Genomic DNA, 24,374 nt, shown 5'->3' with positions numbered 1-24,374 from the left:
AGCGCAATGGCCAGGTAACCCACCGCCATGATGGGGACGAGGAATTCGGCCACGTTGGCGATGCGGCGCACGCCGCCGAACACAATGGCCGCGACGATGAGCGCCAGCACGATGCCCGAGGCCAGCACCGGGATGCCGAACGCGTCGTTCACCGAGGTGGCGACCGAGTAGGACTGCAGCGCGTTGAAGCCAAAGCCGAAGGTGACCAGCAGCAGCACCGAGTACACCGCGGCCAGCCACTTCCACCGCGCGCCCATGCCGCGCACGATGTAGTGCGCCGGGCCACCGCGGTAGGTGCCGTCGGGTTGCGCCTGCTTGTAGGCCTGCGCCAGCGTGCATTCAAAGTAGCTGGTGGCCATGCCGATCAGGCCCACCACCCACATCCAGAAAATGGCGCCCGGCCCGCCCAGGGTGATGGCCACCGCCACGCCGGCGATGTTGCCACCGCCCACGCGGCCGGCGACCGACAGCATCAGCGCCTGAAACGAGGACAGGTGGCCGTGCTTGTCGCGGGCAAAGGCCTGGTTGGCGCCCAGGATGCGGAACATGCGCCCGAAATAGCGGAACTGCACAAAGCGCGAGCCTAGGGTGAACCACAGGCCCAGGCCAATGAGGACGACGATGAGGACTTTGCCCCACAGCAGGTCGTTGAGCAGGTCAAGCATGGTGGGTGCCTCCGGGCGGGGTGGTGGGGTGGAACATGGTCGGGGTCTCCGGGTCGGTGGTCGGCGCCACCGTGGGGGTTGAAGTGGGGCGATTTCATCAAAACCGGCGCGCCGCCGGGAGTTGCCCGTTTGGCGCAAACCGGTGCACACTGGCGCACCCGGTGCGCCACACTGCGCCAACCCCCAGCCCCGCCCATGCCCACCGACTTTGCCCACAACCTGCGCCTGCTTTGCGGTTTTTACAAATCCATCGCCGAGGTGTGCCGCCGCGTCGGCATCAACCGGCCGCAGTTCAACCGCTACCTGTCCGGCCGCTACCGACCGGGCGGGCACACGCTGCGCCGGCTGTGCGCCTTTTTTGGGGTGGAGGAACACGAAATCCTGCTGCCGCACGCGCAGTTCGAGCGGCTGGTGCAACGGCGCCCGCCACCGGCCGAAGAGCGCCCAGCCCCCGCCGACAGCGGCCCCGCCGGCCCGCACCTGGCGCACCTGCGCACGCTGGGCGCCGGCCCGGGGCTAGACCGTTTTCTGGGCAGCTACCTGGAAACCTACCTGTCCATGGCCTGCCCGGGCAAGGTGCTGCGCACCCTGGTGACCCTGCGCCGCGAGGGCGACGGCGTGTACTACCAACGCACCGAACGCTTCCCCGACGACAGCCTGGGCCAAACCTTCCACGGCGTCTACCTGGGGACGGTGCACCTGCTGACCGACCGCATTTTTTTGAACGACTACGAAACCCTGACCGGGCTGGAGATGACGCAGACCATCCTGTTTCCGTCGTTCAAGAACCGGGTGTCGCGGCTGAACGGGCTGCGCCTGGGCGTGTCGGGCAGCGAAGAACGCATGCCCTGCTGCGCCCGGGTGGTGTACGAGTACCTGGGCCCGCGCGTCGGCGCCCGCCGCGCGCTGCGCCTGTGCGGCCTGTTCGACGTGGAGGACCCGCGCATCGACGCGGCCACCCGCCGCGCCATCACCAACGACATGGCGCCCAGCGAATGGCACTTCCGCGCGCGGTTCTGAAACCCCCGTGGGCCCCGGGCTTGCGCGATAATGGAAGTTTGCCCCGGACACCTGCGCCCGCACCATGACCTCTGCCCTGCACACCTCCGCCCTGACCTCTCTGCCGCTGCTGGCGCGCGGCAAGGTGCGCGACAACTACGCCGTGGGCGACGACCGCATCCTGATGGTGGCGTCGGACCGCATCAGCGCGTTCGACGTGATCATGGGCGAGCCCATTCCCGGCAAGGGCGAGCTGCTGACGCGCCTGAGCCTGTTCTGGTTCGACCTGCTCGGGCCCAAGGGCCAGAACATCTGCCCCATCCACCTGACCGGCGACGACCCCGAAAGCGTGGTGAGCGACGCGGAAAAACCGCTGGTGCGCGGCCGCAGCATGCTGGTCAAGCGCCTCAAACCCATTCCGGTGGAAGCCGTGGTGCGCGGCTACCTGGCCGGCAGCGGCTGGAAGGAATACCAGGACAGCCGCAGCGTCTGCGGCGTGCCCCTGCCCGAAGGCCTGAACAACGCCAGCAAGCTGCCCGCGCCCATTTACACCCCGGCGGCCAAGGCCGAGGTGGGCGAGCACGACGAGAACATCACCTACGAACAGACGGTGGCCATGATCGGCCCCGAGTTGGCCGCGCAGATCCGCGACACGTCCATCCGCCTGTACCAGGCGGCGGCCGAATTTGCCCTGACCAAGGGCATCATCATCGCCGACACCAAGTTCGAGTTCGGGCTGGACCGCGACGGCACCCTGGTGCTGATGGACGAGGTGCTGACGCCCGACAGCTCGCGCTACTGGCCGGCCGACCGCTACCAGGAAGGCCGCAACCCGCCCAGCTACGACAAGCAGTTCCTGCGCGACTGGCTGGAAACCGCCCAGGTGGACGGCCGCCTGTGGAACAAGACCGCGCCGGCCCCGCGCCTGCCGCGCGAGGTGATCGAGCAGACCGCCGCCAAGTACCAGGAAGCGCTCCAGCGCATGCTGGGCTGAACCCCTAAAATCGGGCCATGCCACTGACCGCCACCCGCCGCCGACTCACCACATGGCTTGCCCTGTGGCTGGTGGTGTGGGGCGCGTTGCTGCCCACCCTGTCGCAGGCCGCGCTGCGGCTGCACGACGGGGCCGAGCGCATCGAGGTCTGCACCAGCACCGGCATGGTCTGGGTCCAGCTGGACCCGGCGCCGACCGCCGCGCACGACGACGGCGCACCGTCCACCGACACCGTGGGCATGGCCTGCCCCTGGTGCCTGAGCCCGCACCACGGCCCGGCGCTGCCGCCGGCGCCCACGGCGCAGGTGCATGAGCCGGTCGCCTTCCGCGACCATCCCCCCAGCTATTGGCAAGCGGCGCACACCGACCACGTCTGGTGCAGCGCCCACGCCCGCGCCCCGCCGACCCTGACCTGAACCCCCCCACCGCGGCTGTGGGCCCCTGCACGTGGCCCACGGCGTTTGGTGCGAATGCCGCCCCCCGGCGTTCGCGGATTTCAGGATCAGATCATGTCGTCGATTTCATGGGCATTGCCCGCGGCCCCCAGCTGGGGCGCCGGGCCCCGAACGTCCCCCCCTCCCACCCAAGCCCTCGCCCAGGGGGCCGTGCTGTTCCACAGCCAGGGCAGCGGCTGGCGCCTGGTGTCTGGCTGCCTGCGGCTGGACCGCACCGTGGGCGCCACCCGCCAGCTGGTGCAGTTGGCACTGCCCGGTGACTGGGTGGGGCTGGAGGCCCTGTGCGGCGAAGGCTACCGCCTGCAGGCCCAGGCCCTGACCCCCTGCACCGTGGAGGCGCTGGACCCCGACAGCGTCCACACCTGGACCTGGGCCAAAGCCTGGCTGCAACAACAACACCGCCACGTGCAGATGACCCAGTTGCGCACCGGCAAGGTGGCCTCGCGCCTGGCCCACCTGCTGGAACTGCTGGCCCTGCCCTGCGCGGCCCACGACGGGCACGCGACCACCGACCCCGACGCGCTGCGCCCGCCACTGCCCCCGCTGCGCGTGCTGGCCGAGGTGGTGGACGCCCAGCCCGAAACCGTCTGCCGCGCCCTGTCAAAACTGTGGCCCCACACCGCGCGCGGCCGCGCCAGCGCGCCCTGATTCCCCCGTGTTTACACCCCTTTTCAACCCCCTGGAGATGACCATGAAACCCTTGTTCCTGTCTGCCATTCTGGCCCTGACCAGCGCCGCCTGGGCGCAAACCCCCGTGCAGGTGGAAGAAGCCTGGGTGCGCGGCACCGTGGCCCAACAGAAAGCCACCGGCGCCTTCATGCGCCTGACCGCCCAGCAGAACGCGCGGCTGGTGGCGGCCGAATCGCCCGTGGCCGGCGTGGTGGAAATCCACGAAATGGCCATGGACAACAACGTCATGAAAATGCGCGCCGTGCCCGGCCTGGACCTGGCCGCCGGCCGCCCGGTGGAGCTGAAACCCGGCGGCTACCACGTGATGCTGATGGACCTGAAACAGCCGGTGAAGGCCGGCGACCGCGTGCCGCTGACGCTGGTGTTTGAAGACGCCACCAAGCAGCGTTTCACCCAGACCGTGGACGCGCCAGTGAAAGCGCTGTCGGCCAGCGGTGCCCCGGCGGCCCCGATGGGGCATGGGACGCACAAGCACTGAACGCCGCCGCCCGCCCGGGCGGCTGGCACTCAGCGCGGAGGCGCGGCCTGTTCGTCGGCGCTGGGGGTCAACTTGATGCCCATGCGCTCGGCACGCTTGGCCCAGAGTTGGCGTGCCAGCTTTTGCATGTCATCGACCTTGTCGCCTTCGTCCAGAATCTCGATGCCCAGCAGGGTTTCGACGACGTCTTCCAGGGTGACCAGGCCTTTGGTCTCTCCGTACTCGCCCACCACCAGGGCGATGTGTTGGCGCTGCTCCAGCAAGGTCTCCATCAAACGGGACAGGGGAGTGCTGGCGATGACGGCCACGATGTCGCGGCGGAAGTCGGTGATCGGGCGGTCGCCTTGCCCCAGGCTTTTGGCCACCAGCAGGTCTTCCCGGAGGACAAACCCCGCGACACTGTCCAGGTCGTGGCCATAGATGGGCAAGCGGGAAAAGTGCGCCCTGGCCGGGTCGGACAGGGCCTGTTCGACCGTGAGGTCCTTGGGCAGGGCCGACATGACGATGCGGGGCGTCATCACCGTGCTGGCCTCGACCGACTTGAACAGAAACAGGTTGCGGATGATCTTGGACTCGCGGTCGTTGATCAAGCCCTCTTCCTGACCGATACCGGCCATCGCCACAAACTCGTCGCGGCTGAACTGGTGAAGCTTTTGCCCGCCCGAAATCAGCTTGGTGAGCTTTTCGGAAACCACGATGAGCGGGTACATGCTGCGGATGAGCAGGTTGACGTAAAGCCCGGTGACGCCGGCCAGTTGGCGCCAATACACCGCCCCCAGGGTCTTGGGCACGATCTCGGACAAGAACAGGATGAGCAAGGTCATCACCGCCGAGAACACGCCGAACCAGACCTCGCCAAAGACGGCGGTGGCCTTGGAGCCGGCCCCGATGGCGCCCACGGTGTGCGCAATGGTGTTGACGGTGAGGATGGCGGCCAGGGACTGGTCGATCTTGTCCTCTTTGAGGCGGCGCAGTTGCTCGGCCTTTTTCGGGTCGGTCTGCTTCAGGCCCGCGATGTAGGAGGGGGTGATGCTGAGCAGGGTGGCTTCGGCCACCGAGCACAGAAAGGAAAACAACAGCGCCAGGACGACGTAGAGCAGCAACAGAAAGGCGTCGCCACCGATGGCGGTGCTGGGGGTGAGAAGGTCTAGGGTGTCGGAGAGACGACTGGAAGGGTCCATGGGGGGTGGCACGGCCGTTTGTTGAAAGCGGCCACGCCTTGGTTGAGATGCCGGGGATGTTAGCGCAGCCTCGCCGCTCGGCGCCATGGTACGGGTTTCAGCGGCAGCGATCCAGGTCGATCTGGCCGCTGAGTTTCAGACCCGGGGGCGGCTGGTAGTCGGCCACCACCGCGAGGCGGCGGCCGTCAGCGGCCAGGGCCGCGAGGGCGGCCACGATGGCGCGCTCGGACGGGCGGTCCAGCGCCATGAAGGGCTGGTCGAACAACAGCGCGTCGGCGCCGCTGGCCAGGGTCGCGGCCATGCCCACCTTGCGCCGCGAGCCGGTGGACAGCATGTACAGCGACTTGTCCAGGTGGGGCGTCAGGTCCAGTTCGGGCAGCAGCCGGGCCAGGGCCGCGGCGTCGCCTCCGTCAAAGGGTTGCAGGGCCTGCGCCAGGGCGTCGCGCACGGTCAGGCGGTCGTCTTGCGGCTGGGCCGGGTCCATCCAGGCGACGCGCGGGGCGGCGTCGGCCAGGGACGCCAACCGGCCCTCGCTGGGGGCACAGGCGCCGGCCAGCAGGCGCAGCAGCGTGGTTTTGCCGCTGCCTTCGTCGCCCCCCACCCAGGTCACCCCGGGCGCCAGGGTCGCGTCCAGCCCGGCCGGCCACAGTTCGCGCGTGCCGACGCGGCAGCGCACGCCGGCCAACCGCCAACCCAGTGCCGCCATGGTCAGTTCAGCGCCATGCTGAGCTTGCGGCGGTACTTGGACACCAGTTCCGCCTGCGGGTCTTCCTGCACGGCGGCCTTGCCCGCCAGTTCGATGCCCCCGGCGCTCTTGCCCACGCTGGCCGGGTCGGCCTTGGGTTTGGGCGGGGTCAACAGCTCCAGCAGGGCCACGTAGGTCTTGCGCGGCGCCTCCTCGGCCCAGGCCTTGTCGCGCATCACGATTTCCAGCAGCTCTTCCATCGCCGCCTCCCAATCGCCCTGGGCGATGAGCACGCGGCTCTTGGCGAAGCGGGTGTCGAAGTCGCGCTTGTTCTGGCCGATCAGCTCGTCGAACTGTTCCAGGGCCCACTGGCCGCGCGCGTCGTTGGCGACAAATTCCAGGGCGTTGAGCCACTGCGCCAGCGCCTCGAAGCGCAGCTGCACCGGGATCTGGGCCAGCGCGGGGGCCAGGGCGGCGGCGGCTTCGCCGAGCTGGCCGTGGCCGATGAGGTGCTTGACGTAGTCGAAGCGCAGGTCGTTGTCGCCGGGGTTGTGCGCCAGGGCGTTGGCCAGTTGCTCCAGGGGCGACAGGGCGGGCTGGCCGTCGTCGGCCGCTGCCTCAGGGGCCGGCTCGGCGGCGTCGGGCCAGGCGGCGTCTTCGGGCGGCAGGTGCTTGTCGAGGAAGGCCTTGACCTGGCCTTCGGGCAGCGCGCCCATGAAGCCGTCCACCGGCTGGCCGTTCACCATGAGCACGCAGGTGGGGATGCTGCGGATGCCGAAGGCGGCGGCCAATTGCTGCTCTTCGTCGGAGTTGATCTTGACCAGCTTGAAGCGACCACCATAGGCGGCTTCGACCTTTTCCAGCACCGGGCCCAGCGATTTGCAGGGCCCGCACCAGGGCGCCCAGAAGTCCACCAGCACCGGCAGGGTTTGGGAAGCCTCGATGACTTCGGTTTCGAAATTGGCGAGGGTCACGTCGATCATGGCGGGGCGGTGTCCGGTGGGGGTGAGGGGGTCTGGCAAGGTGCGCTGGCTACACGTGGGGGCAAAACGTAAAATCCCAACTTTCATGGAGCGGTGATGAGCGCAGACATCCAGGTCGGCGTGGTGATGGGGTCCAGCAGCGACTGGGACACCATGCAGCACGCGGTGCAGATTTTCCAACAGTTTGGCGTGGCGCACGAAGCCCGGGTGGTTTCGGCCCACCGCATGCCGGACGACATGTTCGCCTACGCGGAAAGCGCGGGCCCGCGCGGGCTGCGCGCCATCGTGGCGGGGGCCGGCGGTGCGGCGCATTTGCCGGGCATGCTGGCGTCCAAGACCACGGTGCCGGTGCTGGGCGTGCCGGTGCAGACCAAGGCGCTGTCGGGCGTGGATTCGTTGCACAGCATCGTGCAGATGCCCAAGGGCGTGCCGGTGGCGACCTTCGCCATCGGGCCGGCGGGCGCGGCCAACGCGGCGCTGTTCGCGGTGGCCATGTTGGCGCACGACCACCCGGAGCTGCTGCAAAAACTGGAAGCCTTCCGCACCTCGCAGACCGCGGCCGCCCGCGCCATGGTGGTGCCGCCGCAGGAGGCGCCATGAGCCGCAAACCCGTGTTGCCCGGCCAGGTGATGCCCAGCGGCCAGCTGGCCACCCTGGGCGTGATGGGCGGCGGCCAGCTGGGCCGCATGTTCGTGCAGGCGGCCCAGGAGATGGGCTACTTCACCGCCGTGCTCGATGCCGACCCGGCCAGCCCCGCCGGCCTGGTGAGCCACTACCACATCGAAACCGGCTACGAGGACGAGCAGGGCCTGGCGCAGCTGATGCAGCGCTGCGAGGCCATCACCACCGAGTTCGAGAACGTGCCCGCCCCGGCGCTGATGACGCTGGGCGCGCACCGCCCGGTGGCGCCCAGCGCCAACGCGGTGGCCGTGGCACAGGACCGCATCGCGGAAAAGGCGCACTTCGTGGCCTGTGCCCAGGCCGGTGGTGCGGGCCCCGCGCCCTACGCCGCCATCGAAACCGAGGCGCTGCTGCAGGCGGTGCCGGACAACCTGCTGCCGGGCATCCTGAAAACCGCGCGCCTGGGCTACGACGGCAAGGGCCAGGCCCGGGTGCGCGACCGCGCCGAACTGGCCGCCGCCTGGGAGCAGATGGGCCGCGTGCCCTGCGTGCTGGAGAAACTGCTGCCGCTGCAGGCCGAGCTGTCGGTCATCGTGGCGCGCGGCGCCGACGGCCAGGTGGTGCACTTTCCACCGCAGCGCAACCTGCACCGCGACGGCATCCTGGCGGTGACCGAGGTGTTTGAAGGCAACCTGCCCGCCGAACTGGTGCAGCAGGCCGTGGCCGCCACCACCGCCATCGCCCACCAGCTGCTGTACGTGGGCGTGCTGTGCGTGGAGTATTTCGTCATCGACGACGGCAGCACCCACGGCGCGCTGGTGGTCAACGAAATGGCGCCGCGCCCGCACAACAGCGGCCACTACACCCTCAACGCCTGCGACGTGTCGCAGTTCGAGCTGCAGGTGCGCGCCATGGCCGGCCTGCCGCTGACCCAGCCGCGCCTGCACAGCCCCGCGGTGATGCTGAACCTGCTGGGCGACCTGTGGTTCGACGACGCCGGCCAACCCCGCACCCCCGACTGGGCCGCCGTGCTGGCCCTGCCCGGCACCCACCTGCACCTGTACGGCAAGCTGAGCGCCCGCGCCGGCCGCAAGATGGGCCACCTCAACGTGACCGGTGCGACCGTGGTGCAGGTGCAGGCCACGGCACGCAGAGCGGCCGAAATCCTCGGCATCGCCCCGTGGCACTGACACTGGACGCCCGCGCCTGGCTGGCCCCCGCGGCCAGTGGCGACACGCTCGCCCAGGCGCAGGCGGCCACCGCCGAAGCGGCGCGCCGCCTGCGGGCCGGCCAGTTGGTGGGCCTGCCCACCGAAACCGTGTACGGGCTGGCGGCCGACGCCGACCAAGCCGAGGCGGTGGCGCGCATTTTTGCGGCCAAGGGCCGGCCGAGCGACCACCCGCTCATCGTCCATGTGGCGGGCGCCGACCCGGCGCAGTGGCGCGCAGCGGTGGACCATTACGCCCGCGACCTGCCCGACTTTGCCGAGCGGTTGATGGCGGCCTTCTGGCCCGGGCCGCTGACGCTGATCCTGCCGCGCCGCCCGGGTGTGGGCCAGGCCGCGGCGGGCGGGCAGGATTCGATCGGGCTGCGCTGCCCCGGCCACCCGGTGGCACAGGCGCTGCTGCAGGCCTGCCAGGCCGCAGGCGTGCTGGGCCTGGCCGCGCCCAGCGCCAACCGCTTCGGGCGCGTCAGCCCCACCACCGCCGGCCACGTGCAGGACGAATTCCAGGGCTTGCTGGACGACGACGCGCTGCTGGTGCTGGACGGCGGGCCGTGCCCGGTGGGCATCGAGTCCACCATCATCGATTGCAGCCGGGGCCGCCCGGTGCTGCTGCGCCCCGGCATGCTGCCCTTGAGCGCGCTGGAAGCCGCCGCCGGCCAACCGCTGGGCGCGCGCGACGAACACGCCCCGCGTGCCTCGGGCACGCTGGCCTCGCACTACGCCCCCAGCGCCCGGGTGCGGCTGATGAGCGCGGGCGACATCCAGGCCGCGCTGGACGTGCTGGGCGCGGACGCGCGCCACATCGCCGTGTACAGCCGTGCGCCCATCGCCTGCGCCAGCCCGCACGTGCGGCGCGAGCGCATGCCCGAACAGGCCGGCGCCTGCGCGCAGGAACTGTTCGCGGTGCTGCGCGCGCTGGACCGGCACGACACCAAACTGATCTGGGTGGAAACGCCGCCCGCCGACCCGGCCTGGGACGGCGTGCGCGACCGCCTGACCCGCGCGGCGGCCTGAGCGGCCCAGGCGGTTGCGCGCCCACCGGGCACACCCTGGGCGGCCGCGATGGGTTCAGCCCGGCACGCCGGGCAGTGTCAGTGTGGCCCGCAACCCCCCGAGCGGCGACGCCTCCAGCACCAGTTCGCCCTGGTAGAGCTGGGCGATTTCGCGCACGATGTCCAACCCCAGCCCGCTGCCGGGCACGCGTTCGTCGGCACGCACGCCGCGCGCCAGCACCGCCTGGCGCTGGGTGGCGCTCAGGCCGGGGCCGTCGTCGTCCACGGTGAGCCGCCAGCCGCCGTCGCACGGAGTTACTTTCAACGCCACCCGGGTGGCGGCCCATTTGCAGGCGTTGTCCAGCAGGTTGCCCGCCATTTCCTGCAGGTCCTGGGGCTCGCCGGCGAAGCAGGCCTGCGCGTCCACCGGGGCCAAGTCCAGCGCCAGGGGCGGCCCGTCGTCGCGGGGGGCATGGACCTTGCGCATCACCCGCAACAGGCCGTCGAGCACCGGGCCCAGGGGTGTCAGGCGCCCCGGCGCGCCGGCCCCCGCGGCACGGGCGCGCTGCAAGTGCCAGTCCACCTGCCGGCGCACGGCCTGCACCTGTTCTTGCAGGGTGGGGGCCCAGTCGGCCGGGTCGGCGGGGGGGTGGCCGGCCAGCTGGCTCAGCACCGCCAGCGGGGTTTTGATGGCGTGGGCCAGGTTGCCGGCGGTCTGGCGCGCGCGCTGGGCCACCTGTTCGTCGTGGGCGAGCACGCGGTTGAAGTCGTCCACCAGGGGCTGCACCTCGCTCGGGAAACGCCCTTGCAGGCGCGGCTGACGGCCCTGGCGCACGGCCTGCACCGCCGCCTGCAGCTGGCGCAGCGGGGCCAGGCCCACCGCCAGCTGCGCCGACGCCGCCGCCAGCAGGGCCGCGCCCAGCACCGCCAGAAAGGTGAGCAAACGCCCCGAAAAACGGGCCACCGCGGCTTCCAGTTCGGCGGTGTCGGCCGCCACCGCGATGCGCCAGGCCGGGGCGCCCGGCTGGTCCAGCAGGCGCACGGCGCGTTCCAGCAGGTGCACGGTCTGGCCGTCGGGGCCGGGCAGGGTGTGGCGGTGCAATTCGCCCTCGGCCGGCGTGTCGTCGGGCAAGGCCAGCACCGTGTCCCACAGGGAACGGGAACGCAGCGGCGCGCCGCCCTGGCGGGGCAGCGCGTCGATCTGCCAGTACAGGCCGGCGTAGGGGGTGTGCCAGCGCGGGTCGTTCAAGCCGGTGCGCAGGCGCGGCTGGCGGTCGCCGTCCACCTCCAGCTGCGCGGTGACGAGGTCGAGCTGGCGCTGCAACTGGCGCTCGAACTGCTGGGTGGCGTGTTCGCGGAACAGCCCGGCCAGGCCCCAGCCGGCGGCCAGCAGCGCCACGCCCAGGGCGGCCAGGGTGGCCAGCCACAGGCGCCAGCGCAGCGACCGCCACAGCGCCCGCACGGCTCAGGCCCCCGCCGGCGCCTGGAGCCGGTAGCCCAGCCCGCGCACGGTGTCGATCGCGCCCGGCGGCAGCTTTTTGCGCAGCCGCGCAACGAAGACCTCGATGGTGTTGGAGTCGCGGTCGTGGTCGTGCGCGTACAGGTGTTCGGTCAGTTCGCTGCGCGAGACCAGGGTGTTGGGCCGGTGCATCAGGTAGGCCAGGAGGCGGTATTCGTGGCCGGTGAGCGCCACCGCCTGGCCGTCCACGCTGACGTGGCCGGAGCGGGTGTCCAGCGCCAGCGGACCGCAGCGCAGCACCGGCGAGGCCAGGCCGCTGGCGCGGCGCAACAGGGCGCGCAGGCGGGCCAGCAGCTCTTCGGTGTGGAAGGGTTTGGTCAGGTAATCGTCGGCCCCGGCGTCGATGCCGGCCACTTTTTCGTGCCACTGGTCGCGGGCGGTGAGGATGAGCACCGGCGCGTTCATGCCCTCGCGCCGCCAGCGTTGCAGCACGCTCAGGCCGTCGAGCACCGGCAGGCCCAGGTCCAGCACCACCGCGTCGTAGTGTTCCACCCCGCCCTGGAACCAGGCGTCGCGGCCGTTGTCGGCGCGGTCCACCGCGTAGCCGGCCTGGCCCAGGGCCTGCGCCAGCTGGGCCGCCAGGGTGGGCTCGTCTTCGACCAGCAGCACCCGCATCAGCGCCGCCCTTGGCCGTCGCTGCGCCGGCGCAGCACCGTGCCGTCGCGGGCGTCCACTTCCAGCTTGAGCACGCCGCCGTCGGCCTGCAGCAGCTTGAGTTCGTAGACCCAGCGGCCGTGCTCGCGCTCCAGCTCCACCTCCAGCACGTGGCCGGGGTGCTGGCGCGCCACGCGCTGCAGCACCTCTGCCAGCGGCAGCACCTCGCCGGCCACCAAGGCGGCGCGGGCGCGGTCGTGGTCGCTGTCGGCCCAAGCCCCGGGGGCCACCAGGCCGGTCAGCAAGGCCCAGCCCACCCATTTCCACACTGCGTTGCGCATGAACACCCTTTCTGTCGTGCAAACACTGGCAGCGGCCAGCCCAGGCATGGTGCCAGCGGCCCGATGAACGGCGGCTGAACGCGGCGTTCAGGCCCGGTACAGGCGCCCGGCGCGACCATGACGCCACACCAACCCCGGAGGAGTTCCCATGATGCCCCATTCCCGCCGCCTGGCGCTGGCGCTGACCGCCGCGCTGCTGGCCTGGCCCGGCGCCCACGCCGGCGACACCACCCCCGCCGCCCAAGCGGCACGCTGGTCCGCCGAGGCCGGCCGCCCCGGTCAGGCCGACGCCGGCCGCGCCTTCTTCACCCAACGCCACGGCGGCGAATGCTCCTGCGCCAGCTGCCACGGCAGCCCGCCCACCGCGGCCGGCCAGCACGCCAGCACCGGCAAGACCATCGCCCCGCTGGCGCCGGCCTTCAACCCCAAGGCCTTCACCGACAGCGCCAAGGTGGACAAGTGGTTCCGCCGCAACTGCAAAGACGTGCTGAACCGCGAATGCACCGCCGCCGAAAAAGCCGACGTGCTGGCCTACCTGAACGCCCTGAAACCATGAACCGCACCCCCTGCCCACCCACCCCGTTCCGGCGCCGCTGGGCCACCGGACTCGCCGCCCTGGCCCTGGCCGCCGCCTTGCCCGCTGCCTGGGCCGACAGCGGCCCCATGTTGCCGCGCCACACCCCCAGCGCCTACCTGCAGGAATGCGGCAGCTGCCACGTGGCCTACCCGCCCGGCATGCTGCCGGCCCGCTCCTGGCAGCGGCTGATGACCGGCCTGGAGCGCCACTACGGCAGCGACGCGTCGCTGGACCCGGCCACGGTGCAACAGCTGGCCGGCTGGCTGCAGCAGCACGCCGGCACCTACAAGCGCGTGGCCGAGGAGCCGCCGCAAGACCGCCTGACCCGCTCGGCCTGGTTCCAGCGCAAGCACCGCGAAATCGACCCCGCCGTCTGGCGGCTGGCCAGCGTGAAAAGCGCCGCCCACTGCGCGGCCTGCCACACCGGCGCCGAGCAAGGCCGCTTCGACGACGACGGGCTGCGCTTTCCCGCCGGCCTGGCGCCGCAACACCGCCGCGCCTTCCTCGACGACTGACCGCGCGAACATCTCCCCCTGGAGGACCCCATGACCGGCCACACCGCCACCCCCACCGGCCACGCCGACATCGGCACCTCGGCCACCCCACCCCGGCCCACCCGCCGGGTGACGGACGCGCCCACCCGCGTCTTCCACTGGCTGTTCGCGCTGTGCTTTGCCGGTGCCTACCTCACCGCCGACGGCGAACGGCTGCGGTTGCTGCACGTGACGCTGGGCTACACCCTGGCCGGGCTGCTGGCGTTCCGGGTGCTCTACGGCCTGTTCGGCCCGCGCCAGGTGCGGCTGCAGGCGCTGTGGGGCAAGGTGGCCAACGCCCCGGCCTGGGCCCGTTCGGTGCGGGCCTTCGTGACGCGCGCGCCCGGCGCACCGAAAGCGACCCCGCTGCTGCGCCAGACCGAAAACCTGGCCATGGGCGCGGCCATCGTGGCCCTGCTGTGGGCGGTGGTGCCGCTCACCCTCAGTGGCTGCGCCACCTACAACGACTGGGGCGGCGAATGGCTGGAAGACCTGCACGAGGCCACCGGCGAGTTCATGCTGGTGCTGGTGCTGGCGCACCTGGCGCTGTTGCTGCTGGTGAGCGGCTTGCGCCGCAAAAACCAGGCGCTGCCCATGCTGACCGGCCGCGTCGAGGGCGCCGGCCCCGACCTGGTGAAGCGCAACCACACCTGGCTGGCCGCGCTGCTGCTGGCCGCCGTGCTGGGCTACTGGGCCTGGGAATGGCAACAGGCCCCGCCAGCCCCCGCCGACCCCCCGGCGGCGTGGCGCGCCGACCGCCACGACCACGACGATTGAGCACCCAGGCCAGCGCGCGGTGCGCTATGCTGAAGGCCACCCATGCCTCTGCCCGACGACACCGCCGCCCCCACCGGCCTGAGCGCCGGCGAAGCCGCCCGCCGCCTGCTCGACCAGGGCCCCAACGAATTGGGCCTGAGCCAACGCCGCACGCTGCGCGACATCGCCGGGGAGGTGCTGCGCGAGCCCATGTTCCTGCTCCTGCTGGGCGCCGGCGCCCTTTACCTGGTGATGGGCGACGCGCACGAGGCGGGGGTGCTGCTGGGCTTCGTGGTGCTGATCATGGGCGTGACGGTGCTGCAAGAACGCCGCACCGACCGGGCACTGGACGCCCTGCGCGACCTTTCCAGCCCGCGCGCACGGGTGCTGCGCGACGGCGTGGCCACCCGCGTGCCCGGGCGCGAGGTGGTGGTGGACGATGTGCTGCTGCTGGCCGACGGCGACCGCGTGCCGGCCGACGCCGTGCTGCTGCAGGTGCACGAGCTGGCCACCGACGAATCGCTGCTCACCGGCGAATCGCTGCCGGTGGCCAAACGGGTGGGTGGCCCCACCGGCGACCCGGTGTTTGCCGGCACGCTGGTGGTGGCGGGCCAGGGCGTGGCCCGGGTCACGGCCACCGGCGCGCGCACCGAGCTGGGCCGCATCGGCCGCACACTGGACACCGTGGCCCTGGCGCCTTCACCGCTGCGCGACGAGGTGGCGCGGCTGACGCGCCGGCTGGTGGCGCTGGGCCTCACCGTCTGCGCGGTGCTGGTCGCCACCTTCTGGCTGCTGCGTGGCACCCCGCTGGAGGCTCTGCTGGCCGGCATCACGCTGGCCATGAGCGTGCTGCCGCAGGAGTTTTCGGTCATCATGATCGTGTTCTTCGCACTGGGCGCCCGCCGCATGGCGGCGCGGCAGGTGCTGGCGCGGCGGCTCAACGCCATCGAAACCCTGGGCCAGACCACGGTGCTGTGCGTGGACAAGACCGGCACCCTGACGCAGAACCGCATGGCGGTGGCCGCGCTGAGTGCCAACGGCCAGGCGCTGGACGTGCGTGGGCTGACCGACGGCGACCTGCCCGAACCCTTTCACGAACTGCTCGAGTACGCCGTGCTGGCCAGCGAAACCGCGCCGCACGACCCGATGGAGCAGGCCTTCCACCGCTTCGCCGGCAGCCACCTGACGGACACAGAACACCTCCACCCCGAATGGGCGCTGGTGCGGGAGTACGAGCTGTCGCCCGAGCTGCTGGCCATGTCGCACCTGTGGCACGACGGCGCGGGTGCGGAGCACGTCGTGGCGACCAAGGGCGCCCCGGAAGCGATCGCCGACCTGTGCCACCTGCCTCCCGAGCGCCGGCGCGCGGTGGCCGCCGAGGCCGAGCGGCTGGCCGAGCAAGGTCTGCGCGTGCTGGCTGTGGCCAAAGCGCGCCACCGGGCCGACCGGGCCTGGCCCAATCTTCAGCACGATTTCGACTTTGAATGGCTGGGACTCGTCGGCCTGGCCGACCCGCTGCGCCCCCAGGTGCCCGAGGCGGTGCGCCAGTGCCGGCGCGCCGGCATCCGCGTGGTGATGATGACCGGCGACCACCCGCAGACCGCGCGGCGCATTGCCGAGCAGGCCGGCATCGAGGCCGCGCAGGTGCTCACCGGCGACGAGCTGGAGCGGCTCGACCCCGCCACCTTGTCGCAGCGGGTGGCGCAGGTGCAGGTGTTTGCCCGGATGGCCCCGACGCAGAAGCTGTTGCTGGTGCAGGCCCTCAAGGCGCGCGGCGAGGTGGTGGCCATGACGGGTGACGGCGTCAACGACGCGCCGGCGCTCAAGGCGGCGCACATCGGCGTGGCCATGGGTCAGCGCGGCACCGACGTGGCGCGCGAGGCCGCCGCGCTGGTGCTGCTCGACGACGACTTCGCCTCCATCGTGGACGCGATCCGCCTGGGCCGGCGCATCTACGCCAACCTGCGCCAGGCCATGCGCTACACCCTGGCGGTGCACGTGCCCATCATCCTGTTGTCGCTGCTGCCGTTGCTGCTGGGCCTGCCGCTGCTGTTGCTGCCGGTGCACATCGCCTTTCTGGAGCTGGTGATCGACCCGTCGTGCTCGGTGGTGTTCGAGGCCCAGGAAGGCCCGCCCGACCTGATGGAACAGCCGCCGCGGCGCGCCAGCCAGCCGCTGCTGGTGCTGTCGGACATGGGGGCCGCGCTGTGGCAGGGCGCGGCCATCGCCCTGGGGGTGATGGGTGTGTACCTGCTGGCGCTGCGCCTGGGCCTGCCCGGGCCGCAGGCACGTGCGCAGGCCTTCGTGGCCCTGGTGGCGGCCAACGCGGCGTTGATCGCCCTGACCCGGGCCATGGCCCAGGGCTGGCGACAGGGCTGGCTACAATGGCCCCCGGTGCCGCGCCGGGTGCTGGCCGCCACGCTGCTGGCGCTGGCCGGGGTGGGCCTGTGGCCGCCGCTGGCCGGGCTGTTCGGTTTTGCCGCGCTGGGGCCGTTGCCCTGGGCCGCCGCCGTGTTGGCGGGGGTGGGGTGCGTGGCGGTGCTGCAGGGTTGGCTGACCTTCAGGCGCGCCAGCGCCTGAACACCGCGTGGTTGGCCAGCGCCACCGCCCAGCAGACCAGTGCCGCCCAGGCCGTGTGGCTGGGGTAATGGGCGCCGCGCAGGGTCTGGGTCGCGCCCAGCAGCAGGCCCAGCGCCAGCACCGCCCCCAGCACACCACGCCCCCGCCGTTGCCCCAAAGCGTCGCTGCTGGCCAACCAGGGCAGGGCCAGGGCCAAAAACGCCAGCGCTGCCGAGGCGTGACCGCCCGGGAAACAGTGGCCGGGGCCGCCGTCGGCCAGCCCCCAAGCCCAGTGCGACACGTAGCTGGCCGCACCGCCAAACGCCTGCAGGTCCCAGGGGCAGCTCGTCAGGCTGTGGCGCTTGACCAGGTTGACCGCTGCCAGCGCCAGTGCGGTGCCCGTGGCCACCTCGACACGCTGCCAGCGGTCGAGCTGGCGCATCGCGCCCAGTGGCCACACCACCATGGCCACCAGCGCGACCCAAGCCAGGGTGGCCAGGTGGCGGGCGGCGTCGTGCAGCACCGCCTCCAGCAGCCAGTGGTGGCGCAACGGGAAACCCTGGGCACCGGCCAGGCCACCCACCACCCAGCGGTCCAGGCCGCTGGCGTCCCACACCAGCACGGCAGCGAGCAGCGCCCAGGTGGCCCACCAGAGGCGCCGGGGCAGGGGCTGCAGCACAAGGGGCGGGTTCGGGGCCGACATGCCCCGGATTGGAGTCGACCGCGGTTAAGCGAGGCTTAACCCCGCGCCGGCAAGATGCGCACACCGGTCGGGAACTGAGAGAATTCCGACACCCCGCCCGCACCCGCCGTGCGACCCACCCCACCCTTGCGGACACCATGCGCGTACTCATCGTGGAAGACGACGCCGGCATCGCCGGCGGCCTGGCGGCCACGCTGCGGGCCGCCGGCTACGCCGTGGACGTCTGCGGCACCCTGGGCCAGGCCAGCGCCGCGCTGCAGGTGGAGGCCTTCCATCTGGTGCTGCTGGACCTGAGCCTGCCCGACGGCGACGGCCTGGACTGGCTGCGCCGCCTGCGCGACGGCGGCCAGGCGCTGCCGGTGCTGATCATGACCGCGCGCGACGCCCTGCCCGACCGCGTGGCCGGGCTGGACCAGGGCGCCGACGACTACCTGGTCAAACCCTTCGAGCCCGACGAACTGCTGGCGCGCATGCGGGTGGCGCTGCGGCGCAGCGAGGGCCGGGCTTCGCCGCAGCTGCGCCACGGCGACCTGGTGGTGGACCCCGCCGCCCACACCGTGCAGCGCCAGGGCCAGCCGGTGGCCTTGCGCGCCAAGGAATTCGCGCTGCTGCTGGTGCTGCTGCGTGCCAGCGGCCAGGTGGTGACGCGGCAGCGGCTGGAAGAAGCCCTGTACGGCTTCAACGAAAGCCTGGAGAGCAACGCGCTGGAGGTGCACATGCACCACCTGCGCCGCAAGCTGGGCGAAGGCCTGGTGAAAACCGTGCGCGGCGTGGGCTACTTTGTGCCGCGCCCCGGAGACGCGCCATGAGCGCGCCGGCCCCCGCCGCACCCCGGCTGCTCTGGCGCCACCTGTGGGCCTGGACGCTGCTGGCCCTGCTCACCATCTGGGCCACCCTGGCCGGCGTGGCCTATTACACCGGCGTGCACGAGGCCGAGGAAATCACCGACGGGCAATTGGTGTCCACCGCCGAACTGCTGCTGCGCCAGGCCGGCCCGGGCGCGGCGCCGGCCGCCGAGGCCACCGCCATCGACACCCCCCAACGCCACGCCCTGGCCACGGGTTATGCCCCCGAGTTGCGGGTGGTGGCCTGGGCCGCCGGCCGGGTGGTGTGGGACACCCACGGCATGGCCGCGCAACTGCCGGCCACCCTGGTGGCCGGCCACCAGACGGTGCGCCTGCCCATGGCCGACGAAGCCCACGACTGGCGCGTGTTCGTGGCCAACGCCGACGCGCGCGGGGCCGACGGCCATCGCGTCGCCGTGCTGGTGGACACCCGGCGCCACCGCGCCCTCGGGCGCGACATTGCCGAACACATCGTGCGCCCGGCGCTGGTGCTGCTGCCGCTGGTCGCATTGCTGCTGGCCTGGGCCATCCGCCGCGGCCTGCGGCCGCTGAAGCGGCTGTCGCGGGCCATTGGCGCGCTGGACGTGGACGCCGGCCAGACCCTGCCCCCGGCCCAGCCCTTCCGCGAACTGGCCACCACGGTGCAGGCCATCAACGGCCTGGTGGACCGCCTGCAAACCCAGTGGCGGCGCGAACGCCGCTTCACCTCCGACGTGGCACACGAGCTGCGCACCCCGCTGGCGGCCCTGGTCTGGCAGGCGCGGCTGGCGCGCGACGGCCACGACCCGGCCGAACGCGCCCAGGCCTTGCAGCAGGTGGAACAGGACGCGCTGCGCGCCGGCCGCATCCTGACCCAGCTGCTGGACCTGGCCCGCGCCCAAGGCCCCGACGCCCTGCCGGACCAAGCGGTGGACCTGTGCGCCTTGGCACGCCAGGTGGTGACCGACCACGTGCCCCAGGCCCACGCCGGCGACCACGACCTGGCCTTGGACGCACCCGACACCCCGCTGTGGGTGGCCGGGCGCCCGGCGATGCTGGCGCTGGCGCTGCGCAACCTGGTGGACAACGCGCTGCGCCACACCCCACCCGGCACCCGGGTGGAGGTGTCGGTCGCCACCGGGGCCGACGGCCGCGTCACCCTGGCCGTCTGCGACGACGGCGCCAGCCGGCCCGCGGCCACTTCGCCACGCACCGCCGGCATGGGCATTGGCCTGACGCTGGTGCAGCGCATCGCCGACGCGCACGGCGTGGCGCTGGAGCAGGGCGGGGGTCGCGCGCCCTCGGGCACCCGCTACGCCCTGGTCTGGCCGGCGGCCAGCAGCGCACCCACGCCCCTGTCCGCCCCAAGCGCCGGTTAATCCTGCGCTAAGGCGCGGTTTCCAGAATCGGTGGCATTGCCCTGCCGCCGATTCGCCATGCCCCACGCCCTGACCGCCCCGTTCCGCCGCCTGCGCCTGCCCACCGGCCGCCCCGGCACCCCCTGGCACCCCACCGCCTTGCTCGCCGTGCTGGCCCTGTGGTTGACCACGGTGGGCAACCTGCCGCTGTGGCGCGCGGTGGTGCAGTTGCCGGAAAGCCAGGGCGTGCACGCGCTGTTCACCGTGTCGGCGCTGGTCGGGCTGGTGGGCGGCACCACCCTGGCCGGCCTGTGTGCGCTGGTCTGGCCGCGCTGGCTCAAGCCGGTGGGGGTCGTGTTGCTGCTCGTCACCGCGGTCAGCAGCCACTTCATGCAGGCCTACGGCGTGGTGATCGACCCCACCATGCTGGCCAACGCCGTCCACACCGACGCGCGCGAGGTGCGCGACCTGCTGTCGGCAGACCTGCTGCTGACACTGCTGGCCGGTGTGGCCCTGCCCGGCCTGTGGTGGTGGCGGCAAACCGTTCGGCCCGTGGGCGCGCCGCGCCTGCTGGCCCAGCAATTGGGCTGGGGCCTGCTGGGCCTGGCGGTCGCGGCCGTGCTGCTGTGGGCGGCGTTCCAGGACGTGGCCTCCCTCATGCGCAACCACAAACCGCTGCGCTACATGATCAACCCCTTCAACACGGTGTACGCCGCCGGGCGCCACGCCGTGGGCCGCACCGCGCACGCGCAACAGCCGCTGCAAACCCTGGGCGAAGACGCCCACCTGGCCGCGCCACCCGGCGGCGCCGACACCGCGCCGCTGATCGTGCTGGTGGTGGGCGAAACCGCCCGCGCCGCCAACTTCGCGCTGGGCGGCTACGGCCGCGACACCACCCCGCGCCTGCAGGCCCTGGCCCGCGCTGGGGAACTGACCTATTTTTCGGGCGTTCGCTCCTGCGGCACCAACACCCAGACCTCGGTGCCCTGCATGTTCTCCGGCCAGGGCCGGGCCAACTTCGACGCCACCCTGCACCGCGAAAACCTGCTCGACGTGCTGCAGCGCGCCGGCCTGGCGGTGCTGTGGCTGGACAACCAGTCCGGCTGCAAAGGCGTGTGCGACCGGGTGCCACACGCCAGTACCCGCGAACGCGGCGACCCCGACCTCTGCCCCGACGGCGAATGTTTCGACGAGGTGTTGCTGCGCGCCCTGCCCGACGAACTGGCCAAGCTCGACCCCGCCCGCCGCGCCCGTAGCACGGTGGTGGTGGTGCACCAGATGGGCAGCCACGGGCCGGCCTACCACCTGCGCAGCCCGGCCGCGTTCAAAACCCTGGGCCCGGAATGCACCAGCAACGCGCTGCAAAACTGCCCGCCGGAACAGATCGTCAACGCCTACGACCACTCGCTGCGCTACACCGACCACCTGCTGGCCGGCACCATCGCCTGGCTGCGCGCGCAAACGCGCCCAACCGCACTGTTGTACGTGTCGGACCACGGCGAATCGCTGGGCGAAAAAGGCCTGTACCTGCACGGCATGCCCTACGCCATGGCGCCCGACGAACAAACCCACGTGCCCATGCTGTTCTGGACCTCGCCCGGCCTGGCGCAACGCGCCGGCCTGTCCACCGACTGTTTGCGGCAGCAGGCCGACCGGCCCCTCAGCCACGACCACCTGTTCCACTCCATGCTGGGCCTGACCGGCGTGCGCACCCAGGTCCGCCAGCCCGAACTCGACCTGTTCCAGCCCTGCCGTGCCCCGGCCTGACCCCGCCGGCCACCGGGGGTTACGGTTCGATACACCTGCACCCCGGTTCCGGCCCCGCATTTAACCCGGGGCTAAGGTGGCGGGCATCCAATCAGCACTGTGGACACCCGGTCCACGCTTGCAACCTCCAACACCGTCTTAAGGATTTGCCCATGAAAACCACCCTCACCGCCCTCGTGCTCGCCCTCGGCGCCACCGCCGCTTTCGCCGGCCCCAGCTGCACCGTGCCCCAGGAAAAATGGATGAAAGAAGCCGACTTCAAGACCATGGTCGAGAAACAGGGCTACCAGATCAAGACCTTCAAGGTCTCCAAAGGCCAGTGCTACGAAATCTACGGTTTCGACAAGGCCGGCAAAAAGGTCGAAATCTACTTCGACCCCGCCACCGGCGCCGAACTCCAGCGCAAGTGATGACCCCACGGCCCCCGGTCCGCGTGTGGGACCCGTTCGTTCGCCTGTTCCACTGGAGCCTGGTGACCTGCATCGTGCTCAACCAGTTCGTGCTGGAAGCCGGTGAGTGGCCGCACGAGATCGCCGGCTACACCGCCAGCGGCCTGGTGGCCGCGCGCGTGCTGTGGGGCTTTGTGGGCAGCCGCCACGCCCGCTTTGCCGACTTCTTCCCCACCCCGGCCCGCCTGCGGGCGCACACCCAGGCCCTGCTGGCGGGCGAAACGCCCCACCACGTGGGCCACAACCCCTACGGCGCGCTGATGATGCTGGCCCTGATGGCCCTGGTGCTGGCGCTGGGCCTGACCGGCTGGATGCAGGACCTGGACGCCTTCTGGGGCGAAGAATGGCTGCAAGACCTGCACGAGTGGCTGGCCAACGGCCTGCTGGCCGCCGCCGGGCTGCACGTGGCCGCCGCTTTGGTCATGGGCCGGCTGGAACGCACCCGGCTGGTCCGTGCCATGGTGACCGGCGAAAAGCGCTACTACTGACGCGCTGCCGCGCACCGTGCCCCGTCAGGGCACGGCCAGAAACTTCTGTTCCATTTCGCGCCGCACGGTCTTGCGCACCTCGGCCGCGGCGTGACGCCGGCGCTCGTCGGGCGTGAACGGGCGCAGCGGCGGCACCGGCGTCGGCTTGCCGGCGTCGTCCACCGCCACCATGGTGAAAAAACAGCTGTTCACGTGCCGCACCTCCTGGGTGCGGATGTGCTCGGCGATCACCTTGATGCCGATCTCCATCGACGACGAACCGGTGTGGTTGACCGAGGCCAGAAAGGTCACCATTTCCCCGACGTGGATGGGCTGGCGAAAAGTCACCTGGTCCACGCTCAGGGTGACGACATAGTGGCCCGAATAGCGGCTGGCGCAGGCGTAGGCCACCTGGTCGAGCAGCTTCAGGATGGTGCCCCCGTGCACCTTGCCGGAAAAGTTGGCGGTGTCGGGGGTCATCAGCACGGTCATGCTGAGTTGGTGGGCAGGCAGTTCCATGGCGGGGCGGGGTCGTGGTGAACGGAGGTCAGCAAAAATCGGGCCGCCTCAGCGCGGCGGCACCGCACCGGGCGCTTCGACCAGGCGCGACAGGTCGAAGCCCTGCTGGGCCAGGCGCTGGCGCAGCGCGTGGTAGGCCTCGGGGGCGACGGTGGGCGTGCGCGACAGCACCCACAGGTACTCGCGCTGGGGCTCGCTCACCGCAACCAGCCGGTAGGCCGGGTCCAGATCGATCACCCAATAATCACCCCACACCGCCGGTAACCACGCCAGCCAGGCCGGGGCAAAGCGCACCTCCAGCGTGGCGGTGCCCGGGCCCCCCACGGCCCGCGCCTGCCCGACCGCTTCTTTGAAGCGGCCGTCGGCCTGGCGGCAGCGGTTGACCACCCGCACCGTGCCGTTGGGTTGCAGCTGGTAGTCGGCCGAGGTGTCGGCCACGCAGTCCCGCTGGAAACGGTTGGGGTACTTGGCCACCTCGTGCCAGGTGCCCATGTAACGCGGCAGGTCCAGCGTGGGCACGGTTTGCAACGGGGCGGCGATGGGGGGCGCAGCGAGCGCACCCACGGCCGCCAGCAGCAGCGCCCACGACAGACAGAAAGATTTCAGCATGACAACAGGTCGTATCGGTGGAGTCAACGGGACATATTAGGCCGGTAGCCCGCCGCTGATTTTTGGCCAAGCGACGCAACGCCTTCGGCGGGGGGCGCCCAGGTCATCAAAACCCCCAGCGGGCGCCCACCCCGAGCAAGGTGGCCACGCCCAGCACCGCAAACACCGCCGCGGCGATGCCATGCACCAGCTTCATCGGAATTTTCTGCGCCAGCTTGTCACCGGCGAACACGGCGGGCACGTCGGCGATCAGCATGCCCAGCGTGGTGCCGATGACGACCAGCAGCGGCGCCGCGTAGTGGGCGGCCATGGCCACGGTGGCGATCTGGGTCTTGTCGCCCATCTCGGCCAGGAAGAAGGTGACCAGCGTGGCGCCGAACACGCCGAGGCGGGTCGCCACCTGGGTCTCGTTTTCCTCGATCTGATCAGGAATCATGGTCCACACCGCCATGCCCAGGAAGGACGCGCCCAGCACCCAGCGCAGCACCTCGGGCGTGAGCACAGCGGTGATCCAGGCGCCCAGCGCCCCAGCCAGGCCGTGGTTGACGACCGTGGCAGCCAGAATGCCGGCGACGATGGGCCAGGGCTTTTTGAAGCGCGCGGCCAGGACGAAGGCGAGGAGCTGGGTTTTGTCGCCGATTTCGGCCAGAGCCACGACGCCGGTGGAGACGAGCAGGGATTCCATGGGGGTTCCAAGGCCGGAGTCGGGACGGTTGACCGCCACGCCGCTCCGGCCAAGGGGGAGGCGTGGTGGTCAAAGGTCTGGCCAAGTCGGGACCGCTGGCGCCATGTCCGGTGGGACAAGTGTGTTGACGCGAGCCTCTTCGGGGG

Annotated in this window: 28 protein-coding genes and 1 riboswitch; of the genes, 17 read left to right on the top strand and 11 right to left on the bottom strand. The window is 71.5% G+C overall.

The window, feature by feature from the left end:
- On the bottom strand, positions 1-665 hold a 665-nt coding region (locus HA630_RS03140; RefSeq protein ID WP_166832293.1), incomplete at its 3' end, for a sodium:alanine symporter family protein.
- A 195-nt stretch (positions 666-860) separates the two neighbouring features.
- On the opposite strand from HA630_RS03140, the gene HA630_RS03135 reads away from it, so the two are divergent.
- From HA630_RS03135 to HA630_RS03115, 5 genes are all read left to right on the top strand, one after another.
- Positions 861-1,685 (top strand): helix-turn-helix transcriptional regulator, encoded by an 825-nt coding sequence (locus HA630_RS03135; RefSeq protein WP_243855331.1) that lies wholly within the window; start codon positions 861-863, stop codon positions 1,683-1,685.
- Positions 1,686-1,749: 64 nt separating this feature from the next.
- Complete coding sequence (locus HA630_RS03130) at positions 1,750-2,658, top strand: phosphoribosylaminoimidazolesuccinocarboxamide synthase (protein ID WP_166832291.1); 909 nt, start codon at positions 1,750-1,752, stop codon at positions 2,656-2,658.
- Positions 2,659-2,675: 17 nt separating this feature from the next.
- A complete protein-coding gene (locus HA630_RS03125) occupies positions 2,676-3,074 on the top strand; it encodes a DUF2946 domain-containing protein (protein ID WP_166832290.1) in 399 nt (132 codons plus the stop codon).
- A gap of 189 nt (positions 3,075-3,263) precedes the next feature.
- A complete protein-coding gene (locus HA630_RS03120; protein WP_208299941.1) occupies positions 3,264-3,761 on the top strand; it encodes a Crp/Fnr family transcriptional regulator in 498 nt (165 codons plus the stop codon).
- Positions 3,762-3,804: 43 nt separating this feature from the next.
- On the top strand, positions 3,805-4,281 hold the full coding sequence (locus HA630_RS03115; RefSeq protein ID WP_166832288.1) for a copper chaperone PCu(A)C: 477 nt from the start codon (positions 3,805-3,807) through the stop codon (positions 4,279-4,281).
- A gap of 29 nt (positions 4,282-4,310) precedes the next feature.
- On the opposite strand, the gene HA630_RS03110 is transcribed toward HA630_RS03115, so the two are convergent.
- The 3 genes from HA630_RS03110 to trxA form a co-directional block, all read right to left on the bottom strand.
- Entirely contained in the window at positions 4,311-5,462 is a 1,152-nt protein-coding gene (locus tag HA630_RS03110) for a CNNM domain-containing protein (RefSeq protein ID WP_166832287.1), read from the bottom strand.
- Between the two features lie 97 nt (positions 5,463-5,559).
- On the bottom strand, positions 5,560-6,168 hold the full coding sequence (locus HA630_RS03105) for an ATP-binding cassette domain-containing protein (RefSeq protein ID WP_166832286.1): 609 nt from the start codon (positions 6,166-6,168) through the stop codon (positions 5,560-5,562).
- Between the two features lie 2 nt (positions 6,169-6,170).
- Positions 6,171-7,130 carry a thioredoxin gene (gene trxA / locus HA630_RS03100; RefSeq protein ID WP_166832285.1) on the bottom strand — a complete coding sequence of 320 codons (960 nt, stop codon included), beginning with the start codon at positions 7,128-7,130 and terminating at the stop codon, positions 6,171-6,173.
- Positions 7,131-7,226: 96 nt separating this feature from the next.
- On the opposite strand from trxA, the gene purE reads away from it, so the two are divergent.
- From purE to HA630_RS03085, 3 genes are read left to right on the top strand one after another with little or no spacing between them, the layout of a single operon-like run.
- A complete protein-coding gene (gene purE / locus HA630_RS03095) occupies positions 7,227-7,730 on the top strand; it encodes a 5-(carboxyamino)imidazole ribonucleotide mutase (RefSeq protein WP_166832284.1) in 504 nt (167 codons plus the stop codon).
- Positions 7,727-8,941, top strand: coding sequence for a 5-(carboxyamino)imidazole ribonucleotide synthase (locus HA630_RS03090; protein ID WP_166832283.1), 1,215 nt, complete (start codon positions 7,727-7,729; stop codon positions 8,939-8,941). Before purE ends, HA630_RS03090 begins: the two co-directional genes overlap by 4 nt.
- Before the next feature lie 20 nt (positions 8,942-8,961).
- The gene (locus HA630_RS03085) at positions 8,962-9,990 is read left to right on the top strand and encodes an L-threonylcarbamoyladenylate synthase (RefSeq protein WP_166832295.1); all 1,029 of its coding nucleotides are present in this window, start codon (positions 8,962-8,964) and stop codon (positions 9,988-9,990) included.
- 54 nt (positions 9,991-10,044) lie between these two features.
- Here the strand turns inward: HA630_RS03085 and HA630_RS03080 are convergent, their stop codons facing one another.
- Genes HA630_RS03080 through HA630_RS03070 form a run of 3 tightly spaced genes read right to left on the bottom strand, consistent with a single transcriptional unit; the run spans position 10,045 to position 12,422 of the window.
- Positions 10,045-11,430 (bottom strand): ATP-binding protein, encoded by a 1,386-nt coding sequence (locus HA630_RS03080; RefSeq protein WP_166832282.1) that lies wholly within the window; start codon positions 11,428-11,430, stop codon positions 10,045-10,047.
- Between the two features lie 3 nt (positions 11,431-11,433).
- Positions 11,434-12,102: a response regulator transcription factor gene (locus tag HA630_RS03075; RefSeq protein ID WP_166832281.1), complete on the bottom strand. Its 669-nt coding sequence runs from the start codon at positions 12,100-12,102 to the stop codon at positions 11,434-11,436.
- Positions 12,102-12,422, bottom strand: a complete 321-nt coding sequence (locus HA630_RS03070) for a PepSY domain-containing protein (RefSeq protein WP_166832280.1) — start codon at positions 12,420-12,422, stop codon at positions 12,102-12,104. The genes HA630_RS03075 and HA630_RS03070 overlap by 1 nt, the downstream gene beginning before the upstream one ends.
- A gap of 148 nt (positions 12,423-12,570) precedes the next feature.
- On the opposite strand from HA630_RS03070, the gene HA630_RS03065 reads away from it, so the two are divergent.
- From HA630_RS03065 to HA630_RS03050, 4 genes are read left to right on the top strand one after another with little or no spacing between them, the layout of a single operon-like run.
- On the top strand, positions 12,571-12,978 hold the full coding sequence (locus HA630_RS03065; protein WP_371809188.1) for a DUF1924 domain-containing protein: 408 nt from the start codon (positions 12,571-12,573) through the stop codon (positions 12,976-12,978).
- Positions 12,975-13,514, top strand: a complete 540-nt coding sequence (locus HA630_RS03060; RefSeq protein ID WP_166832279.1) for a diheme cytochrome c — start codon at positions 12,975-12,977, stop codon at positions 13,512-13,514. The genes HA630_RS03065 and HA630_RS03060 overlap by 4 nt, the downstream gene beginning before the upstream one ends.
- A gap of 30 nt (positions 13,515-13,544) precedes the next feature.
- Positions 13,545-14,309: a cytochrome b/b6 domain-containing protein gene (locus tag HA630_RS03055; RefSeq protein ID WP_166832278.1), complete on the top strand. Its 765-nt coding sequence runs from the start codon at positions 13,545-13,547 to the stop codon at positions 14,307-14,309.
- 42 nt (positions 14,310-14,351) lie between these two features.
- On the top strand, positions 14,352-16,868 hold the full coding sequence (locus tag HA630_RS03050) for a cation-translocating P-type ATPase (protein ID WP_166832277.1): 2,517 nt from the start codon (positions 14,352-14,354) through the stop codon (positions 16,866-16,868).
- Here the strand turns inward: HA630_RS03050 and HA630_RS03045 are convergent.
- Positions 16,849-17,550, bottom strand: coding sequence for a phosphatase PAP2 family protein (locus HA630_RS03045; RefSeq protein WP_166832276.1), 702 nt, complete (start codon positions 17,548-17,550; stop codon positions 16,849-16,851). The genes HA630_RS03050 and HA630_RS03045 overlap by 20 nt on opposite strands.
- A gap of 137 nt (positions 17,551-17,687) precedes the next feature.
- Between HA630_RS03045 and HA630_RS03040 the strand changes: the two genes are divergently transcribed.
- From HA630_RS03040 to HA630_RS03020, 5 genes are all read left to right on the top strand, one after another.
- Entirely contained in the window at positions 17,688-18,359 is a 672-nt protein-coding gene (locus HA630_RS03040; protein ID WP_166832275.1) for a response regulator, read from the top strand.
- The gene (locus HA630_RS03035) at positions 18,356-19,753 is read left to right on the top strand and encodes a histidine kinase dimerization/phospho-acceptor domain-containing protein (RefSeq protein WP_166832274.1); all 1,398 of its coding nucleotides are present in this window, start codon (positions 18,356-18,358) and stop codon (positions 19,751-19,753) included. Before HA630_RS03040 ends, HA630_RS03035 begins: the two co-directional genes overlap by 4 nt.
- Before the next feature lie 57 nt (positions 19,754-19,810).
- Complete coding sequence (locus HA630_RS03030) at positions 19,811-21,499, top strand: phosphoethanolamine transferase (protein WP_166832273.1); 1,689 nt, start codon at positions 19,811-19,813, stop codon at positions 21,497-21,499.
- 152 nt (positions 21,500-21,651) lie between these two features.
- Complete coding sequence (locus HA630_RS03025) at positions 21,652-21,909, top strand: PepSY domain-containing protein (protein WP_166832272.1); 258 nt, start codon at positions 21,652-21,654, stop codon at positions 21,907-21,909.
- A complete protein-coding gene (locus tag HA630_RS03020; protein ID WP_166832271.1) occupies positions 21,909-22,436 on the top strand; it encodes a cytochrome b/b6 domain-containing protein in 528 nt (175 codons plus the stop codon). Before HA630_RS03025 ends, HA630_RS03020 begins: the two co-directional genes overlap by 1 nt.
- A gap of 24 nt (positions 22,437-22,460) precedes the next feature.
- Here the strand turns inward: HA630_RS03020 and HA630_RS03015 are convergent, their stop codons facing one another.
- From HA630_RS03015 to HA630_RS03005, 3 genes are all read right to left on the bottom strand, one after another.
- Complete coding sequence (locus HA630_RS03015) at positions 22,461-22,934, bottom strand: acyl-CoA thioesterase (protein ID WP_166832270.1); 474 nt, start codon at positions 22,932-22,934, stop codon at positions 22,461-22,463.
- Positions 22,935-22,982: 48 nt separating this feature from the next.
- Positions 22,983-23,543 (bottom strand): lipocalin family protein, encoded by a 561-nt coding sequence (locus HA630_RS03010; RefSeq protein WP_166832269.1) that lies wholly within the window; start codon positions 23,541-23,543, stop codon positions 22,983-22,985.
- Positions 23,544-23,649: 106 nt separating this feature from the next.
- On the bottom strand, positions 23,650-24,228 hold the full coding sequence (locus HA630_RS03005; RefSeq protein ID WP_166832268.1) for a TMEM165/GDT1 family protein: 579 nt from the start codon (positions 24,226-24,228) through the stop codon (positions 23,650-23,652).
- Positions 24,229-24,231: 3 nt separating this feature from the next.
- Positions 24,232-24,374, bottom strand: a riboswitch (yybP-ykoY riboswitch). This riboswitch is flagged as partial in the annotation.

Source organism: Aquabacterium sp. A08, assembly GCF_011742065.1.
Note: the sequence above shows the minus strand (reverse complement) of the source record. Positions and strands in the feature narration are given on the sequence as shown.

Excerpts from the sequence above, each read along its gene's own strand:
- HA630_RS03005 (WP_166832268.1), bottom strand. The coding sequence starts at position 24,228 with ATGGAATCCCTGCTCGTCTCCACCGGCGTCGTGGCTCTGGCCGAAATC.
- HA630_RS03020 (WP_166832271.1), top strand. The coding sequence starts at position 21,909 with ATGACCCCACGGCCCCCGGTCCGCGTGTGGGACCCGTTCGTTCGCCTG.
- HA630_RS03135 (WP_243855331.1), top strand. The coding sequence starts at position 861 with ATGCCCACCGACTTTGCCCACAACCTGCGCCTGCTTTGCGGTTTTTAC.
- HA630_RS03050 (WP_166832277.1), top strand. The coding sequence starts at position 14,352 with ATGCCTCTGCCCGACGACACCGCCGCCCCCACCGGCCTGAGCGCCGGC.
- HA630_RS03025 (WP_166832272.1), top strand. The coding sequence starts at position 21,652 with ATGAAAACCACCCTCACCGCCCTCGTGCTCGCCCTCGGCGCCACCGCC.
- HA630_RS03075 (WP_166832281.1), bottom strand. The coding sequence starts at position 12,102 with ATGCGGGTGCTGCTGGTCGAAGACGAGCCCACCCTGGCGGCCCAGCTG.
- HA630_RS03055 (WP_166832278.1), top strand. The coding sequence starts at position 13,545 with ATGACCGGCCACACCGCCACCCCCACCGGCCACGCCGACATCGGCACC.
- HA630_RS03040 (WP_166832275.1), top strand. The coding sequence starts at position 17,688 with ATGCGCGTACTCATCGTGGAAGACGACGCCGGCATCGCCGGCGGCCTG.
- HA630_RS03015 (WP_166832270.1), bottom strand. The coding sequence starts at position 22,934 with ATGGAACTGCCTGCCCACCAACTCAGCATGACCGTGCTGATGACCCCC.
- HA630_RS03105 (WP_166832286.1), bottom strand. The coding sequence starts at position 6,168 with ATGGCGGCACTGGGTTGGCGGTTGGCCGGCGTGCGCTGCCGCGTCGGC.
- HA630_RS03070 (WP_166832280.1), bottom strand. The coding sequence starts at position 12,422 with ATGCGCAACGCAGTGTGGAAATGGGTGGGCTGGGCCTTGCTGACCGGC.
- purE (WP_166832284.1), top strand. The coding sequence starts at position 7,227 with ATGAGCGCAGACATCCAGGTCGGCGTGGTGATGGGGTCCAGCAGCGAC.
- trxA (WP_166832285.1), bottom strand. The coding sequence starts at position 7,130 with ATGATCGACGTGACCCTCGCCAATTTCGAAACCGAAGTCATCGAGGCT.
- HA630_RS03030 (WP_166832273.1), top strand. The coding sequence starts at position 19,811 with ATGCCCCACGCCCTGACCGCCCCGTTCCGCCGCCTGCGCCTGCCCACC.
- HA630_RS03110 (WP_166832287.1), bottom strand. The coding sequence starts at position 5,462 with ATGGACCCTTCCAGTCGTCTCTCCGACACCCTAGACCTTCTCACCCCC.
- HA630_RS03125 (WP_166832290.1), top strand. The coding sequence starts at position 2,676 with ATGCCACTGACCGCCACCCGCCGCCGACTCACCACATGGCTTGCCCTG.
- HA630_RS03115 (WP_166832288.1), top strand. The coding sequence starts at position 3,805 with ATGAAACCCTTGTTCCTGTCTGCCATTCTGGCCCTGACCAGCGCCGCC.
- HA630_RS03090 (WP_166832283.1), top strand. The coding sequence starts at position 7,727 with ATGAGCCGCAAACCCGTGTTGCCCGGCCAGGTGATGCCCAGCGGCCAG.
- HA630_RS03010 (WP_166832269.1), bottom strand. The coding sequence starts at position 23,543 with ATGCTGAAATCTTTCTGTCTGTCGTGGGCGCTGCTGCTGGCGGCCGTG.
- HA630_RS03060 (WP_166832279.1), top strand. The coding sequence starts at position 12,975 with ATGAACCGCACCCCCTGCCCACCCACCCCGTTCCGGCGCCGCTGGGCC.
- HA630_RS03045 (WP_166832276.1), bottom strand. The coding sequence starts at position 17,550 with ATGTCGGCCCCGAACCCGCCCCTTGTGCTGCAGCCCCTGCCCCGGCGC.
- HA630_RS03035 (WP_166832274.1), top strand. The coding sequence starts at position 18,356 with ATGAGCGCGCCGGCCCCCGCCGCACCCCGGCTGCTCTGGCGCCACCTG.
- HA630_RS03130 (WP_166832291.1), top strand. The coding sequence starts at position 1,750 with ATGACCTCTGCCCTGCACACCTCCGCCCTGACCTCTCTGCCGCTGCTG.
- HA630_RS03065 (WP_371809188.1), top strand. The coding sequence starts at position 12,571 with ATGATGCCCCATTCCCGCCGCCTGGCGCTGGCGCTGACCGCCGCGCTG.